Below are 13,858 nucleotides of genomic sequence, written 5' to 3' on the forward strand. Positions count from 1 at the left end.
TCACTGCCATCATACACCGAAGGGCAGGGCGCTGCCTAGGAAAACCGCCCACATTCGTCCACCTGCCCTCTTTTTCGGGGAAATTTTGGGCAGCTTCCCCACCCTGCCGGTCCTGCATCCGCCGCGCCAATCTGGCGCTGCGCCCCCCTTTTTGGAAACCCCCTGCCGCCCGGAGGCAAGGGATGCGCCCGGCTCGGTGGACCCCTCCTCCGCGAACGGTCCTCCACATCGGCCGTCCGGCGGTTTCAACGGCCCGTTTGCAGACGGGGATTTTCCCCCTTTCGCTGACAGACAAGCCGCATTTTTCCACCGCGCGGCGGCCGCGGGGGGCACCGCCTTTTCGGGCCAAGGGGCCGCCCCTCTGCGCTCCTTTTTTGCGGCGGCAACCGAAAAAGCGGGCCCTGCTCCCCTTCGTAGAAGCAGGGCCCGCTTTCATCAGCCGCGCATCCTGCGGCGGAAGACCCAGACAGCCACCGCCAGCACCGCCGCTGCGTAGCCCACCACCCACCAGAGGTGGGGGAAGATGCCGCCCCAATCCCCTGCCAGGGCGGCCCTCCCCGCCTTGACCGCGTGGATGAAGGGGAGGGCATCCGCCACCCGCTCAAAGGCGCCGCCCACCAGGCTCACGTCGAACCAGGTGTCCGACAGCCAGGCAGAGAGGTTGGTGAGGAGGGCCCCGCAGAGCCCGCCCACCTGCCGGTCGGTAAAGAGGCTGCCACAGAGCAGCCCGATGGCGATGAACAAAAGGGCTGTTGGCAGCAATACCGCCAGCGCCGGCAGCAGATTTGCCGTGACGGGAAGCCCCAGACAGAGGGCCGTCAGGTAGCAGACCGCCCCCTGCGCCAGCGCCATGGGAAAGAGGGGGAGGATGTACCCCAGCAGGAAATCGCCCGCCCGCATGGGGGAGGTGAAGAGCCGCTGGACAAAGGCGCCGGTGCGGTCGCGGGCGATGAGCATCCCCGAGAAGAGGGAGATGAAGGAGAGGCCGAAGACCGCGATGCCCGGGGTCAGCCGGGCAATGGGAAAGAGCTCGGTGGGGACATTTTTCTGAATGGCGCTGAGCAGCAGCAGGAGAATGACCGGAAAGCCCATCCCAAACAGCAGGTTGATGCGGTCGCGGACGATCTCCTTGGCGTTCCTGCCCGCAAAGGCAAGGGTCCGGTTCACAGGGCAGCCCCCCTCTCCCCCGCCAGGGCGACAAAGGCGTCTTCAAAGCTGGACGCACCTGCCTGGGCCATCAGCTCCCCGGCGGTGCCGACGGTGCGCAGCCGCCCCTCGGCCAGGATGCCGATGCGGTCGGACAGGGCCTGCGCCTCCTCCAGGTAGTGGGTGGTCAACACCACCGTCACCCGGCCCTTGAGGCGCTGGATCTCCCGCCAGAGCTCCCGCCGGGAGAGGACGTCCAGGCCCAGGGTGGGTTCGTCTAAAAAGAGGACCTGGGGGTCGGTGATGAGAGCCAAGGCGATGCTCAACCGCCGCTGCCAGCCGCCCGAGAGGGTGCGGGCCTGTTTCCTCTCCACCTGGGCAAAGCCCCCCTCCCGAATGGACTGGGCCGCCTTGGCGCGGGCCTCTTCCCTGCTGCAGCCGCCGATGCCGGCCATCAGTTCCAGGTTTTCGCGGACGGTGAGGTTGGGGGCCACCGCCGTCTCCTGCGGGGAGAGGCTGATGACCGCCTTGACCCGCTCCTTCTCCCGGAGGATGCTGTGGCCCATCAGCCAGGCCTCCCCCGCGGTGGAGGCAATCAGGCAGGAGAGCAGCTTGATGGCGGTGGATTTGCCCGCCCCGTTGACCCCCAGCAGGGCAAACAGCTCCCCCTGCCCGACGCACAGGTCCAGCCCGTCCAGGGCCAGTTTGTCCCGGTAGCGCTTGGTGAGGGCCTTGGTCTCAATGGCGTTCACTCCCCCTCGCCTCCTCTTTCACTGCGGGGCGGGGCCTTCTCTCGCTGGGCGGCCTTCATCAGCTCGTGGGCGAAGGACTGCACCAGGTCGGCCTTGACGATGGCGATCCCCTGCTCCTCGTCCCCCAAAACCAGCAACTGGTCCCCGGTGGAGATGGAGAACACCTCCCGGGCCCGCTTGGGGATGACGATCTGCCCCCGCTCTCCCACCCGCACCAGGCCGAAGAGATGTTTGCCTTTCGGGGTGAGCAGCGCCCCGCCCTGGCTGTCGTGGTGGTTGACCAGTTCGTCCAGGGTGATACTGTAAAGGTCGGCCAGGGCCTGGGTGTTGGGCAGGTCGGGGATGGTCTCGCCGCTCTCCCACTTGGCGACGGCCTGGCGGGAGACCCCGATGCGCTCGGCCACCTCCTCCTGGGAGTAGCCGCGGGCCCGGCGCAGAAACTGCAAATTCTCATGGATCATACTTTTCACACCTCCTATGGCTGTATTCTACCCCACCACAGCGGCCAAAACCACCAATTGCGGCTGACAGGGGATGTTCGTTTCGGTTGCCCCTCTCCCAGCTCCCAAAGGGGGCAACCGCGCCGTTTTCACGGGGAACAGGCCCCGCCGGCGGTCATATTGGATGAGCGATCAGGCGGTGAGCCCCCTCTGATCGCTTCCCCCGCCGGAGGGGCGGGCGCGGCCGGGGGGACGTTTCGCGCCACCGGTCTCAAACTTCCCGGCACCAAGTCGGCGGGTTCGGGGGGCAGCCGCTGGGGAAAAGGCGGCAGCCGTGCCCCTCTATGCGGGGCGGGCCGAGTGAGCGCCCTCCCGCCACCAAGTCGATGGGTTCAAGGGCAGCCGCTGGGGAAAGGGCGGCAGCTGTGCCCCTCTATGCGGGGCGGGGCGGAGTGAGCGCCCTCACGCCACCAAGTCGGCGGGTTCGGGAGCAGCCGCTGGGAAAAGAGCGGCTGCCGTGCCCCTCTATGCGGGACGGGGCGGAGTGAGTGCCCTCCCGGCACCAAATCGGTGGGTTCGAGAACAGCCGCTGGGGAAAAGGCGGCAGCCGTGCCCTCTATGCGGGGCGGGGCGGGGCGGAGTGAGCGCCCTCCCGGCGGCCGATGGCGGGGAAAGACGGCTCGGTCCCTCTCCCCCGGCAAAAACGCAATCGGTCCCCGCCGCCCGCACCAGACTACGATCACCCGAAAAAGGCCACCGGCTCCCGGCGGGCAGCGCACTTCTTTTCAAAGCCCTTTTGGGCCAACCGGTAGGCAGGGCCCCGAAAGGCGCGGGCCCCGGTGGGACAGACGGCGATGCAGGCGGCGCAGGCGATACACCGCTCCCCGTCGGTTTCTTTGGGGGCGGCGGGGTCGATGGCCCCGGCCGGGCAGACGGCCGCGCAGGCCCCGCAGCCGGTACAGCGGCGGTCGCCGGAGGGGTGGAGGGGGACGGACCTCGCCTCCCTGTACGGGCGGCCGCCCGGCAGGTGAAGGGCCGGGGGCGCGGCGGGGTCAAGGGCCTCGGCCGCCGCCTCTCCCCCGGCGGCAAAGCGGGCGAGAAAGGCCGCATCCTCCCCGTCGGGGCGGCCCTGGCCCACGGTGGGGAAGATGGAGTGCTGGGCCACCGCCGCGGCCGCCCCCACCGTGTGAAAGCCCCCCGCCTCCAACAGGTCGGAGAGCTCCACCAGGCAGTCGTCAAAGTCGCGGTTGCCGTAGACCGCCACCGCCAGGGCGGGCCCACCCTCCCCCTTCAGGCGGCGCAGGCTCTCGGCACAGAGGGCGGGCACCCGCCCGGCGTAGACCGGGACGCAGACCACCGCCAGGCAGTCGGCTGGAAGGGCCCATTCCTCCGTCAGGGGCTGGCGCAGAAGGTTGCGCCCCTGAGTGGGGAGGGCGAGCCCCTCGCCGATGAGGCAGGCGGTCCGCTCGGTGGTGCCGGCGGCGCTGAAGTAGATGAGCTGGGCGCTTTTGATCTTCATTTGATTCTCCTCTTTCTCTCTCGGTTTTTCTCCACTATCCCCCAAAGAAAACGGCCTGTCAAGCGAGGCCCGCTTTACAGGTGCAAAAGGGCCCGCCGACGCCTCCTCCGCACAAAAGGCGGGGAGGGGCCGAAGCGGGCCCAAAACGGCAGCGACAGAGGGTGAGGGTGAGCAAACGGCTACTCGCCGTCCTCCTCGTCCCAGTTGTGCCAGATGTCCTGCACGTCGTCGTCCTCTTCCAAGTGGTCGATGAGCAGGCCGATCTTCTTGATTTGGTCGGGGTCGTCCAGGTGGGTGGTGGTGCTGGGGAGATAGGCCACCTCGGCCGAGTAGAAGACAAATCCCTTTTTGTCGAAGTACTCCCGCGCGGCGGAGAAGCCCTCGGGGGCGACGGTGCACTCGATCACCCCGTCCTCAAAGGTGTAGTCCTCCACCCCGGCTTCCAGGGCGTCCTCCATAAAAGCCTCCTCGTCCACCCCGTCGGCGTTCAGGTCGATGACCCCCTTCTGGGTGAAGAGGAAGGAGACACAGCCCGACTGGCCCAGGTTGCCGCCGAACTTGTCAAAATAGTGGCGGATGTTGGCCGCGGTGCGGTTGCGGTTGTCCGACAGGGTCTCCACCAAAAAGGCGGTGCCGCCGGGGCCGTATCCCTCGTAAAGGATCTCTTCATAGGTGTCCTTGCCCTCGCCCATGGCCTTTTTGATGACCCGCTCGATGTTGTCGTTGGGCACGTTGTTGGCCTTGGCATTGGCGATGGCGTCGCGCAGCTTGGAGTTGGAGGCGGGGTCAGGCCCGCCCTCTTTGACGGCGACCGAGATCTCCCGGCCGCACTTGGTGAAGATCTTGGCCTTCGCGCCGTCGGTCTTCTCCTTCTTGCGCTTGATGTTGTTCCACTTGGAATGTCCCGACATGGTGTGTCCTCCTTTTTCCTATTTTGGTTCGCGGGGGGGGGGGGGGTCACAGGGGCCCTCCCGCTCTTCCATTTCTAAGATGGCGGCGATGAGCTCGTTCAGCCGCGCCGTCTCGCCCTTTAAGTCCAGGTAGCCCACCAGGGCTTCCAGCCCAGTGGCGGCCCGGTACTCCGCTGGGCTGGCGTTTTTGGGGACGGTCACCCCGCTGGCGTTGCGTCCCCGCTTGTAGATCTGCTGCTCCTCCTCGGTGAGGCGGTCGTATATGTAGCGCACGGCCCGGCACTGGGCCGAGGCGCGCACGTGCTGCACACAGAGGTTGTGGAGCTTTTTGGGGGGCATGCTCCCCCCCGCCTCCACCAGGTAGCGGCGGATCGCTAGCTCGTAGACCCCGTCGCCGAGAAAGGCCAGGGTCAGCGGGCTGAGCTGTTTTGGGTGTTCCAAAGGCATCCCCCTCTTTTAGTAGACAAAGGTGAACTCGAAATCGCCCACCCGCACGGTGTCCCCCTCCTGGATGCCCATCTCCTCCAGCCGGTCGATGACGCCGCTCTGGCGCAGCACCCGCTGGAAGTACTGGAGGGACTCGTAGTCGTCCATATTGACCGAGCCCAGCAGGGCCCCGGCCCAGTCGCAGACCACCTCGTAGGCCGCGTCGTCGGCCCGGCGGACGGTGAACTGGCTGTAGTCGAGGGGCTTTGCCTCCTCCCGCACGAAATCGCTCTCGTAGCGGACGATGGGGGGCAGCTCTTCCAGGGCGCGGCTGACGGCGTTCACCAGGTCCCGCAGGCCCTGGCGGGTGGCGGCGGAAACCACATAGAAGGGGTAGCCCTGCTCGCGGACAAAGGCGCCAAAGCGCGCGATCTGCTCGTCGCTGGCCAGCTCGCACTTGTTGGCGGCCACGATCTGCGGCCGCTGGGCCAGCTCACTGCTGAAGTTTTCCAGCTCCCGGTTGATGGCGGCAAAGTCCTCGCAGGGGTCGCGCCCCTCCAGGCCCGAGACGTCCACCACGTGCAAAATCAGCCGACAGCGGTCCACGTGGCGCAGGAAGTCGTGCCCCAGGCCGACCCCCTCGCTGGCCCCCTCGATGAGGCCGGGGATGTCGGCCATGACGAAGGAGTGCCCCTCCTCCACCGAAACCACCCCCAAGACCGGGGAGAGGGTGGTGAAGGGGTAGTTGGCGATCTTCGGTTTGGCGGCGCTCACCGCCGAGATGAGGGTGGACTTGCCCACGTTGGGGAAGCCCACCAGCCCCACGTCCGCCAACAGCTTGAGTTCCAGCACCAGCTCGAACTCCTCCCCCGGCTGGCCGGGCTTGGCAAAGCGGGGCACCTGGCGGGTGGCGGTGGCGAAGCGGGCGTTCCCCGCACCGCCCCGGCCGCCCAGGGCCACGGCCACCGGCTCGTCCCCCGAGAGGTCGGCCATCACCTTGCCGGTGCCGGCCTCCTTCACCAGGGTGCCCTTGGGGACCTTGATGAGGATGTCCTGCCCGCTCTTCCCCTTGCGGTTGCCGCCGGAGCCGTTTTCGCCCCGCTCGGCCGCGAACTTGCGCTTGAAGCGAAAGTCCACCAGGGTGGAGAGGTTGGTGTCCACCTGAAAGACCACGTTGCCCCCCCGGCCGCCGTCGCCGCCGTCCGGGCCGCCCGCGGCCACATATTTTTCCCGGCGGAAGGAGACGGCCCCGTCCCCCCCGTCGCCGGCCTTGACCTTGATTTTCACTACATCGACAAACATCGGTTCACCCGTTCGCGCCCGCTGGCGCGCCTTTCTCGGAGAGCGTTCTCCCGCCCTGCCTCTCCCCCTTACCTTTTCCCGGTTTGCCGGGCCCATGCGGGCGGGCGGGGGAGCGGCGGCCTTTTTTCAAAAGGAAATCCCGAGCTTTCGCCCGGGATTTCCGAAAAGGCTCATCTGCAAAGGGCGAAAAACCGCCGGGTCGCTTCTCTACGCCTCGTAGACGCTGACCTTTTTGCGGTCTTTGCCGACGCGCTCGAACTTCACCTTGCCACTGACTTTGGCAAACAGGGTGTCGTCAGACCCGCGGCCCACGTTCTCACCCGGGTGGATGTGGGTGCCGCGCTGGCGGACCAGGATGTTGCCGGCCAGCACGAACTGACCGTCACCCCGCTTCACGCCAAGGCGCTTGGACTCGGAGTCACGGCCGTTCCGGGTGGAACCGACGCCTTTCTTATGGGCAAAAAACTGGATATTGAGTTTCAGCATTCCTCTACACCTCCGTATCGGTTATGACAATGTTTTTGGGATAGTCCTGCGCCAGCAGCGACAACTGCAGGTACAGGCTTTCAAAGAGCAGCTTGGCGCCCTCGCCCCCCCCTTCGCAGCGAAGGGAGATGTCCCCCTCGTGTACCGAGAGGTCGGCGGGCAGCCCCGCGCACTCCGTCAGGCCGTTCGCCGCCATCTGCACCGCAGAGGTGACCGAGGCGCAGACAATGTCCTGTCCGCTCTCGGCAAAGCCGGCGTGGCCCTTGACTCGAAACCCGACGATCTCGCCGCCGCGGCGGCAAAAGCGGATGCGAATCATTTCCTTACGCGTTGATGGCGGTGATCTCTACCTTGGTGTAGGGCTGCCGGTGACCCATCTTGCGCTTGGAGTCCTTTTTGGGGCGGTAGGTGAATACCGTGATTTTTTTGCCCTTGCCGGACTTGACGATCTTGCCGGTGACGTTGGCGCCCTCGACAAAGGGGGTGCCGACCTTCAGCCCGTCGTCGCCGGAGATGGCCACGACCTGCTCGAAGGTGTAGTCGGCGCCGTCTTCTGCGTCGAGCTTCTCGATGTAGACGACATCGCCCTGGGAAACCTTGTACTGCTTCCCGCCGGTCTGGATAACTGCGTACATATTTGCACCTGCTTTACATTAGACTCGCTGTATACATAGGCGGCGGGAGACCCGCTCTTGTGTTTGCCCAGAACATGCGGCTTCCCTAGTTTAGCAAATTTCTCCCGCCCTGTCAAGGGAAAATCCCCATGACAAAGCCGTTTTTCGCGGTTTTTGCGCCCCTATCTCCCCCCGGCGGCGCGCAGGGTGTTTTGCATGAGCATGGCGATGGTCATCGGCCCCACCCCGCCGGGGACCGGGGTGATGTAGGCGGCCTTTTGGGCGGCGGCGGCAAAGTCCACATCCCCGCAGAGTTTGCCGGCGGCGTCCCGGTTCATCCCCACGTCGATCACCAGGGCGCCGGGCTTCACCATCTCGCCGGTGACAAAGCCCGCTTGCCCCACCGCCGCCACCAGGATGTCGGCCCGGGCGGCGATCTCCTGCAGGCTCTGGGTGCGGGAGTGGCAGACGGTGACGGTGCCGTTTCGCCCCAACAGCAGCAGGGCGGTCGGCTTGCCCACGATGTTGGAGCGGCCGATGACCACGCAGTGCTTGCCCTCCACCGAGACGCCGGTGGAGTCGATGAGTTCCAAGATCCCCGCAGGGGTACAGGGGACAAAGCCGGGCTCCCCCACCAGCAGCTGGCCGGCGCTCTGGGGATGAAAGCCGTCCACGTCCTTGTCGGGGGGGATGGCCTCGATGACCGCCCGCTCGTCGATCTGCGGCGGCAGGGGGAGCTGCACCAGGATGCCGTGCACCGACCCGTCGCCGCCCAGGGCGGCGATGCGCGACAGCAGCTCCTCCTGGGTGGTCTGCGCCGGGAGGCGGTAGACCCGGGAGGAGATGCCCACCTCGGCGCAGGCCCGCTCCTTGTTGCGCACATAGATCTGGCTGGCCGGGTCCTCCCCCACCAGCAGCACCGCCAATCCGGGGGTGACGCCGCGCTCCTCCCGCAGGGCGCGGCAGCCGGCGGCCACCCGGGCACGGACGGCGGCTGCCACCGCCTTGCCGTCGATGAGGGCGGCGCTCAACGGCCGTCCTCCGCGTCGGGGGCGTCGGGGGCCTCGGGCGCCGCGGCGCGGGCCAACTGCCAGGCCTGGGGGCGCAGGTAGCTCTCGTCGTGGGCGGCGCGGATCTTGCCCTTGACGATCAGCCAGGTAATCAGGGCGGCGACGACGCAGGCCCCGGCCAGCAGCTGGGAGACCCGCAGCCGGCCGATCATCAGGCTGTCGGTGCGCAGCCCCTCGATCCAGAAGCGGCCCAGACCGTACCAGCCGATGTAGATGAGGAACATCTCGCCGTCAAAGCGGCGGTGTTTGGTGTAGAAGTGGAGGATCAAAAAGCCCGCCAGACACCAGAGGAACTCGTAAAAAAAGCAGGGGTGCACTGGCATGGTGGGGTCCACCGCCACCCCCAGGTCGGCCAGGGCGGTGGCGTGGCGGGAGAGGTAGGCCTCGGTGTTTTGGGAGTACATCCCCCAGGGGAGGGTGGTGTTGGAGCCGAAGGCCTCCTGGTTGAAAAAGTTGCCCCAGCGGCCCAGGGCCTGGCCGATGAAGAAGCCCATCCCCGCCAGATCCAGAACCGGCAACACCTTCATCTTCTTGATCCGGCAGGCGATGGCCCCCACCAGGATGGCCCCGATGAGGCCGCCGTAGATGGCCATCCCGCCGGTGCGGAAGTTGAAGATCTGCCAGAGGTTGTCCTTGAACTGGTCAAAGGCGTAGGCCACGTAGTAGGCCCGCGCGCCGATGATGCCGCCGAAAAAGCCCCAAAAGACCACGTCCAAAAAGTCGTCGCCCTTCACCCCGAAGAGCTTGGAGCGGCGGTAGCAGTAGAGCACCGCCAGCACCAGCCCCAAGCAGATGACCACGGCGTACCAGTAGATTTCAAAGCTGCCGATCTTGAGGGCCACGTCGTTGATTTTCAGGTCGAGCCCCAATCCGGGAAAACGCACTTCCATTGCAAAATCCTCCTTGTTTGTCGGGTGGTGGGTCCGCCCCGCGGGCGGCTATCTCTCCTCTTTCTTGGGCCAGATGATGGAGACCGCGCTGCGCTCCTGGCGCAGGATCTCGGCAAACCGGGCCTGCACAGTGGCAAAGCGAAGGGACTTGATGAAGTCGATGCTGTCGTACAGGGTGCAGCCCTGGAAATGGGCCCCCACCAGGGCGGTGGCAATGGCCTCGGGCCGGCCGAAGGTGCGGATATAGCGGCCGTAGATGCCCTTTTTGATCCGCTCGAAGTCCTCCCGGGGGAGGCCCTCCCGCCGGGCCTTTTCGATGGCCGCGTAGAGGCAGTAGGAGAACTCGCCGGTCTTCTGGGTCTCGCAGGAAAAGAGGAGGGCGTGGTAGCTGTCGCCGCTGAACACGTCGTAGCCGAAGGTGGGGCCGATGATCCCCGCCTCGTACATCTCGCGGTAGAAGTCGCTGGTCTCGCCGGTGAGCAGTTCCAGGATCACCGTGTCCACCACCCGGTCAAAGGGGCTCTCCACCGGGGCCTCCTTAAAGCCCACCGTCACCAGGGGAACGGCGATCTGCAAGCTCTCCTCGGCGTAGGTCTTGACGATCTCCCGCGGCTCGTAGACCCGCTCGCGGCGCAGGGAGAAGGGGTTCTCGGGGGCCTGGCTGCAGCGCCGCCGGCAGACTTCCAGCGCCTCGTCCGGGTCGATGTTGCCGGCCACCGCCAACACCATGTTGCGGGGGTCGTAGAAGAGGCGGTGCACCCGCTCCAGGGTGGCGCGGTCGATTTTTTGGATCGAGTCCACCGTGCCGGCGATGTCCTCCTTCACCGGGTCGTTGTGGTAGAGGCAGCCCAGCAGGTCGAAGGTAGAGCGCCAGTCCGGGTCGTCGTCGTACATCTTGATCTCCTGGGCGATGATCCCCTTCTCCTTCTCCACGTTCTCGTCGGTCAGGTAGGGCGCGCCGATCTGCCCCAGGAGGATGTCCACCGACTGGGCCACGTTCTGGGTGGCGGTAAAGAGGTAGCAGGTGCGGTCAAAACTGGTGTAGGCGTTGGCGCTGGCCCCGGTCTTGGCGAACTTCAAAAAGAGGTCGCCCTCCTCGCTCTCAAAGAGCTTGTGCTCCAAAAAGTGGGCCACCCCGGCGGGGATGTGCACTTCCTCCTCCCCGTCGAAAAAGGCGCAGTCCTGGCTGCCCACCTTGCACCCCAGCAGGCAGTGGGCGGTGGAGAGCCCCTCGGTGGGGTAGAGCAGGACCGTCAGCCCGGAGGGCATGACCGCCTTCTGGTAGCCGCCTGCAAACCCCTTGGCGCGAATTGTCTCGGTGCGAACCAAATCCATCCTGTCTCCTCTCGTAAACAGTCGCTTGTCTTCCATCTCGCCGCCCCCCTAGAGCGCCCGCTGCCGGGGCTTGAGCAGGTAGCGGAGCCGCTGGGAGAAGCTGGCGCAGACGGCCATGACCTCTTCCCGGGTGGCGGCCTCGATCTGGGCGGCTGCGGCCTGGGGGGACTGGGCGTCCCCCTCCAGCACCTGGCCCAGGTACCAGGGGTCCAGCTCGGCCAGGGAGTCCTCCATGGCGGTCATGCTGTTTTTCAGGTAGGCCTTGGCGTCCTGCAACTCCTCGTCGGTAAAGTTGCCGGCAGCCAGCTCCGCCAGTTCGCGGCGGATGCTCTCCTCGGCGCGGGGGACGTCCTTCTCGTCCAGCCCGCAGTCCACCGTCAGCACCCCGGTCACCCGGTTGAAGCGGGCGTCGCAGTAGTAGCAGAGGCTCTGCTTCTCCCGCACGTTGGCAAAGAGGCGGGAGAAGGGCGCCCCCCCGAAGAGGGCGACAGCCGCCCGCACCGCCCCGTACTGCCCGGGGGCAAACCGGCGGGCGGGCAGGAAGCTCAGGACCAGCTTGGACTGGGTGACCGAGAGGGCCTCCTCCACCTCCACGGGGCCCTCGGTCGAGGGCAGCGGGGGGAGGGAGAAGGCGGCGGGGCGGGGCGGCAGGCCGCCCAACTGCCGGGCAAAGACCTCGGCCGCGCCCGAGAAGTCGCCTCGGCCGCTGCAGAGGATCTCCACCTGGGCGCTCTCCAGCAGCCGCTGCAGGGCCCGGTAGAGGGCCGCCCCGTCCAGGGCCAGGACCGCCTCTTTGGTGCCCAGGCGGGAGCCGGCCAGGGGGGTCCCCACATGGAGGATCTCCCGGCTGCGCCCCAGGGCGTAGGCCCGCTTGTTGTTGATCTCGCTGTCGATCTCCTCACAGAGGTTTTTCTGCTCCACCGCCACCTCGTCGGGGAGGAAGGCGCCTCCGGGGGCGTTGGGCCGCAGCAGCATGTCGCAGAGGAAGTCGGCCAGTTCGCCGTTGATCTTCTCCCGCTTCCAGGCAAAGGCCTCGTCGATGGTCTGCACCGCCAGGCTCAACACCTGACAGCCCCCCAGGGTGGCGAGGGTGCAGTCGTAGTAGGCCCCGTAGAGGTCGTAGAGCTTGCGGTTGAGGGGGGCAAACCCGGGGTAGCGCTCGCTCCCCCGCCGCAGCAGGTAGGAGAGCATCGCCCCCTGGGCCGACGCCTCCTCGCTGCGGGGGAAGCAGAGGTTGACGGAGATGCGGTTGCAGACGTAGCGCCCGTCCCCCAGAGTGGTGAGGGAGATCCCCTCGGCAAGGGTTTTTCGTTCCATGTATGACAGTCCTTCCGTTGTCTTTCTCAAATCCATTCGCTCACCGGGCCGGGCTGCCGCTGCCCATGATGGCCTGGGCCACCCGGACCCCGTCCACCGCCGCCGAGACGATCCCCCCGGCGTAGCCCGCCCCCTCCCCGCATGGATAGAGGCCGAAGGCCGCCGGGGAACAGAGATCCTCCCCCCGCAGGACGCGCACCGGGGAGGAGGTGCGCGTCTCCACCCCGGTGAGGAGGGTGTCGGCCGCATCGAAGCCGGGCAGCTTGCGCCCGAAGTCCCGCAGCCCCAGCTGAAGCATCCCGTACACCCGGGGCGGGAAGAGGCGGGAGAAGTCGGCCGGGGCGACCCCCACGGCGTAGCTGGGGGCCACCCGGCCAAAATTCGCCCCCGGCCGCCCGGCCAAAAAGGCGTCGGCGCTCTGGCAGGGGGCCCGGTAACCGCCGCCCCCCAGGGCAAAGGCCGCCCGCTCCAGCTGGCGCTGAAAGGCGATGCCCGCCCGGGGGTCCTGGCCGAAGTCCCGGCTGTCCACCCCGGCCACCAGGGCGCTGTTGGCGTTGGGGCCGCTGCGGGCGTACTCGCTCATCCCGTTGACCACCACGCCCCCCTCTTCGGAGGCGGCGGGGACCACCGTTCCCCCCGGGCACATGCAGAAGGTGTAGACCCCCTGCCCGTCCACCCGGCGGGAGAGCTGGTACTCCCCCCCCGGCAGGGGGGGGTCCCCGGCCAGGTCGCCGTAGAGGCCCCGGTCGATGTCCCCCTGCAGGTGTTCGACCCGGACCCCCACCGAAAAGGGTTTGGGCGCCACCGGCAGCCCCTTGTCAAAGAGCAGCGCAAAGGTGTCCCGGGCGCTGTGGCCCACCGCCAGCACCAGCCGGGAACAGGGGATCTTCTCCCCCCCGGCGGTGCAGGAGACCACCCGGCCCCCGACAATCTCGATTTCTTCCAGGCGGGTGTCGAAGCGGATCTCGCCTCCCAGGCGGAGGATCTCCCCCCGCACCTTTCGCACCACCTGCCGCAGCCGGTCGGTGCCGATGTGGGGCTTGGCCCGGTGCAGGATCTCCTCCGGTGCACCGAAGGCGGCCAGCTGCCGCAGCACCCAGCCGCAGCGCTCGTCCCCGATGCGGGTGGTGAGCTTGCCGTCCGAGAAGGTGCCGGCGCCCCCCTCCCCGAACTGGACGTTGCAGGCCGGGTCCAGTTCGCCGGTGCGCCAAAACCGCTCCACCGCCGCCACCCGGCGCTCCACCGGGGCGCCCCGCTCCAGCACCAGGGGGCGGTAGCCCTGCCCCGCCAGGGCCAGGGTGCAGAACATCCCCGCCGGGCCCAGGCCCACCACCACCGGCCGGTGGGCCAGCGGCGCCCCGGCGGGAGCGAAGGCGGGCGGGGTCTCCCGCACCAGGCGCACCCCCTGCTCCCGGGCGGCGAGGCGCTCTTCCAGGGCGGGGTCGTGCAGCGCCAACTCGGCGCTGCAGACATAGCGCACCCGGTCGCGGCGGCGGGCGTCGAGGGAGACCTTGGCCAGGTGGCTCTCCGCCAGTTGGGCGGGTCTCAGCCCCAGGCGGCGGAGCGCCTTCTGGCAGGCGGTGGCCGGGTCCTCCCCCAGGGGGACGGGGATATTCTGCACCAAGATGGCCAAGGGGCGGCCTCCTCTCT

15 protein-coding genes are annotated in these 13,858 nt (G+C 67.5%); all 15 read right to left on the bottom strand.

The features are described from left to right. Positions 1-435: 435 nt before the first annotated feature. Complete coding sequence (locus tag GT748_RS03530) at positions 436-1,167, bottom strand: ABC transporter permease (protein ID WP_021660853.1); 732 nt, start codon at positions 1,165-1,167, stop codon at positions 436-438. Continuing rightward, positions 1,164-1,898 carry an ABC transporter ATP-binding protein gene (locus tag GT748_RS03535; RefSeq protein WP_021660854.1) on the bottom strand — a complete coding sequence of 245 codons (735 nt, stop codon included), beginning with the start codon at positions 1,896-1,898 and terminating at the stop codon, positions 1,164-1,166. Before GT748_RS03535 ends, GT748_RS03530 begins: the two co-directional genes overlap by 4 nt. Then, positions 1,895-2,359, bottom strand: a complete 465-nt coding sequence (locus GT748_RS03540) for a helix-turn-helix domain-containing protein (RefSeq protein ID WP_021660855.1) — start codon at positions 2,357-2,359, stop codon at positions 1,895-1,897. Before GT748_RS03540 ends, GT748_RS03535 begins: the two co-directional genes overlap by 4 nt. Before the next feature lie 718 nt (positions 2,360-3,077). After that, a complete protein-coding gene (locus GT748_RS03545; RefSeq protein WP_073261146.1) occupies positions 3,078-3,857 on the bottom strand; it encodes a 4Fe-4S binding protein in 780 nt (259 codons plus the stop codon). A 179-nt stretch (positions 3,858-4,036) separates the two neighbouring features. After that, on the bottom strand, positions 4,037-4,768 hold the full coding sequence (locus GT748_RS03550) for a YebC/PmpR family DNA-binding transcriptional regulator (RefSeq protein WP_021659946.1): 732 nt from the start codon (positions 4,766-4,768) through the stop codon (positions 4,037-4,039). 18 nt (positions 4,769-4,786) lie between these two features. Further along, positions 4,787-5,209 (bottom strand): Mini-ribonuclease 3, encoded by a 423-nt coding sequence (locus tag GT748_RS03555; protein ID WP_243148962.1) that lies wholly within the window; start codon positions 5,207-5,209, stop codon positions 4,787-4,789. 15 nt (positions 5,210-5,224) lie between these two features. Then, on the bottom strand, positions 5,225-6,496 hold the full coding sequence (gene obgE, locus GT748_RS03560; protein WP_073261144.1) for a GTPase ObgE: 1,272 nt from the start codon (positions 6,494-6,496) through the stop codon (positions 5,225-5,227). Between the two features lie 207 nt (positions 6,497-6,703). Beyond that, positions 6,704-6,982, bottom strand: a complete 279-nt coding sequence (gene rpmA, locus GT748_RS03565; protein WP_021659950.1) for a 50S ribosomal protein L27 — start codon at positions 6,980-6,982, stop codon at positions 6,704-6,706. 4 nt (positions 6,983-6,986) lie between these two features. After that, positions 6,987-7,301, bottom strand: coding sequence for a ribosomal-processing cysteine protease Prp (locus tag GT748_RS03570; protein WP_021659951.1), 315 nt, complete (start codon positions 7,299-7,301; stop codon positions 6,987-6,989). A 4-nt stretch (positions 7,302-7,305) separates the two neighbouring features. Then, on the bottom strand, positions 7,306-7,617 hold the full coding sequence (rplU, locus tag GT748_RS03575) for a 50S ribosomal protein L21 (RefSeq protein ID WP_021659952.1): 312 nt from the start codon (positions 7,615-7,617) through the stop codon (positions 7,306-7,308). A gap of 161 nt (positions 7,618-7,778) precedes the next feature. Further along, entirely contained in the window at positions 7,779-8,627 is an 849-nt protein-coding gene (gene folD / locus GT748_RS03580; RefSeq protein ID WP_073261142.1) for a bifunctional methylenetetrahydrofolate dehydrogenase/methenyltetrahydrofolate cyclohydrolase FolD, read from the bottom strand. Continuing rightward, positions 8,624-9,556, bottom strand: a complete 933-nt coding sequence (gene lgt, locus GT748_RS03585) for a prolipoprotein diacylglyceryl transferase (RefSeq protein WP_021660786.1) — start codon at positions 9,554-9,556, stop codon at positions 8,624-8,626. Before lgt ends, folD begins: the two co-directional genes overlap by 4 nt. Positions 9,557-9,604: 48 nt before the next feature. Beyond that, complete coding sequence (gene yfmH, locus GT748_RS03590; RefSeq protein WP_021660785.1) at positions 9,605-10,927, bottom strand: EF-P 5-aminopentanol modification-associated protein YfmH; 1,323 nt, start codon at positions 10,925-10,927, stop codon at positions 9,605-9,607. Positions 10,928-10,939: 12 nt separating this feature from the next. Continuing rightward, positions 10,940-12,208, bottom strand: coding sequence for a M16 family metallopeptidase (locus GT748_RS03595; protein WP_044993104.1), 1,269 nt, complete (start codon positions 12,206-12,208; stop codon positions 10,940-10,942). Positions 12,209-12,248: 40 nt separating this feature from the next. Continuing rightward, positions 12,249-13,841: an NAD(P)/FAD-dependent oxidoreductase gene (locus GT748_RS03600; protein ID WP_161222311.1), complete on the bottom strand. Its 1,593-nt coding sequence runs from the start codon at positions 13,839-13,841 to the stop codon at positions 12,249-12,251. Between the last annotated feature and the right edge of the window lie 17 nt (positions 13,842-13,858).

Origin of the sequence: Bittarella massiliensis (ex Durand et al. 2017) (assembly GCF_009876955.1) — a bacterium.
GTDB lineage: Bacteria > Bacillota > Clostridia > Oscillospirales > Ruminococcaceae > Bittarella > Bittarella massiliensis.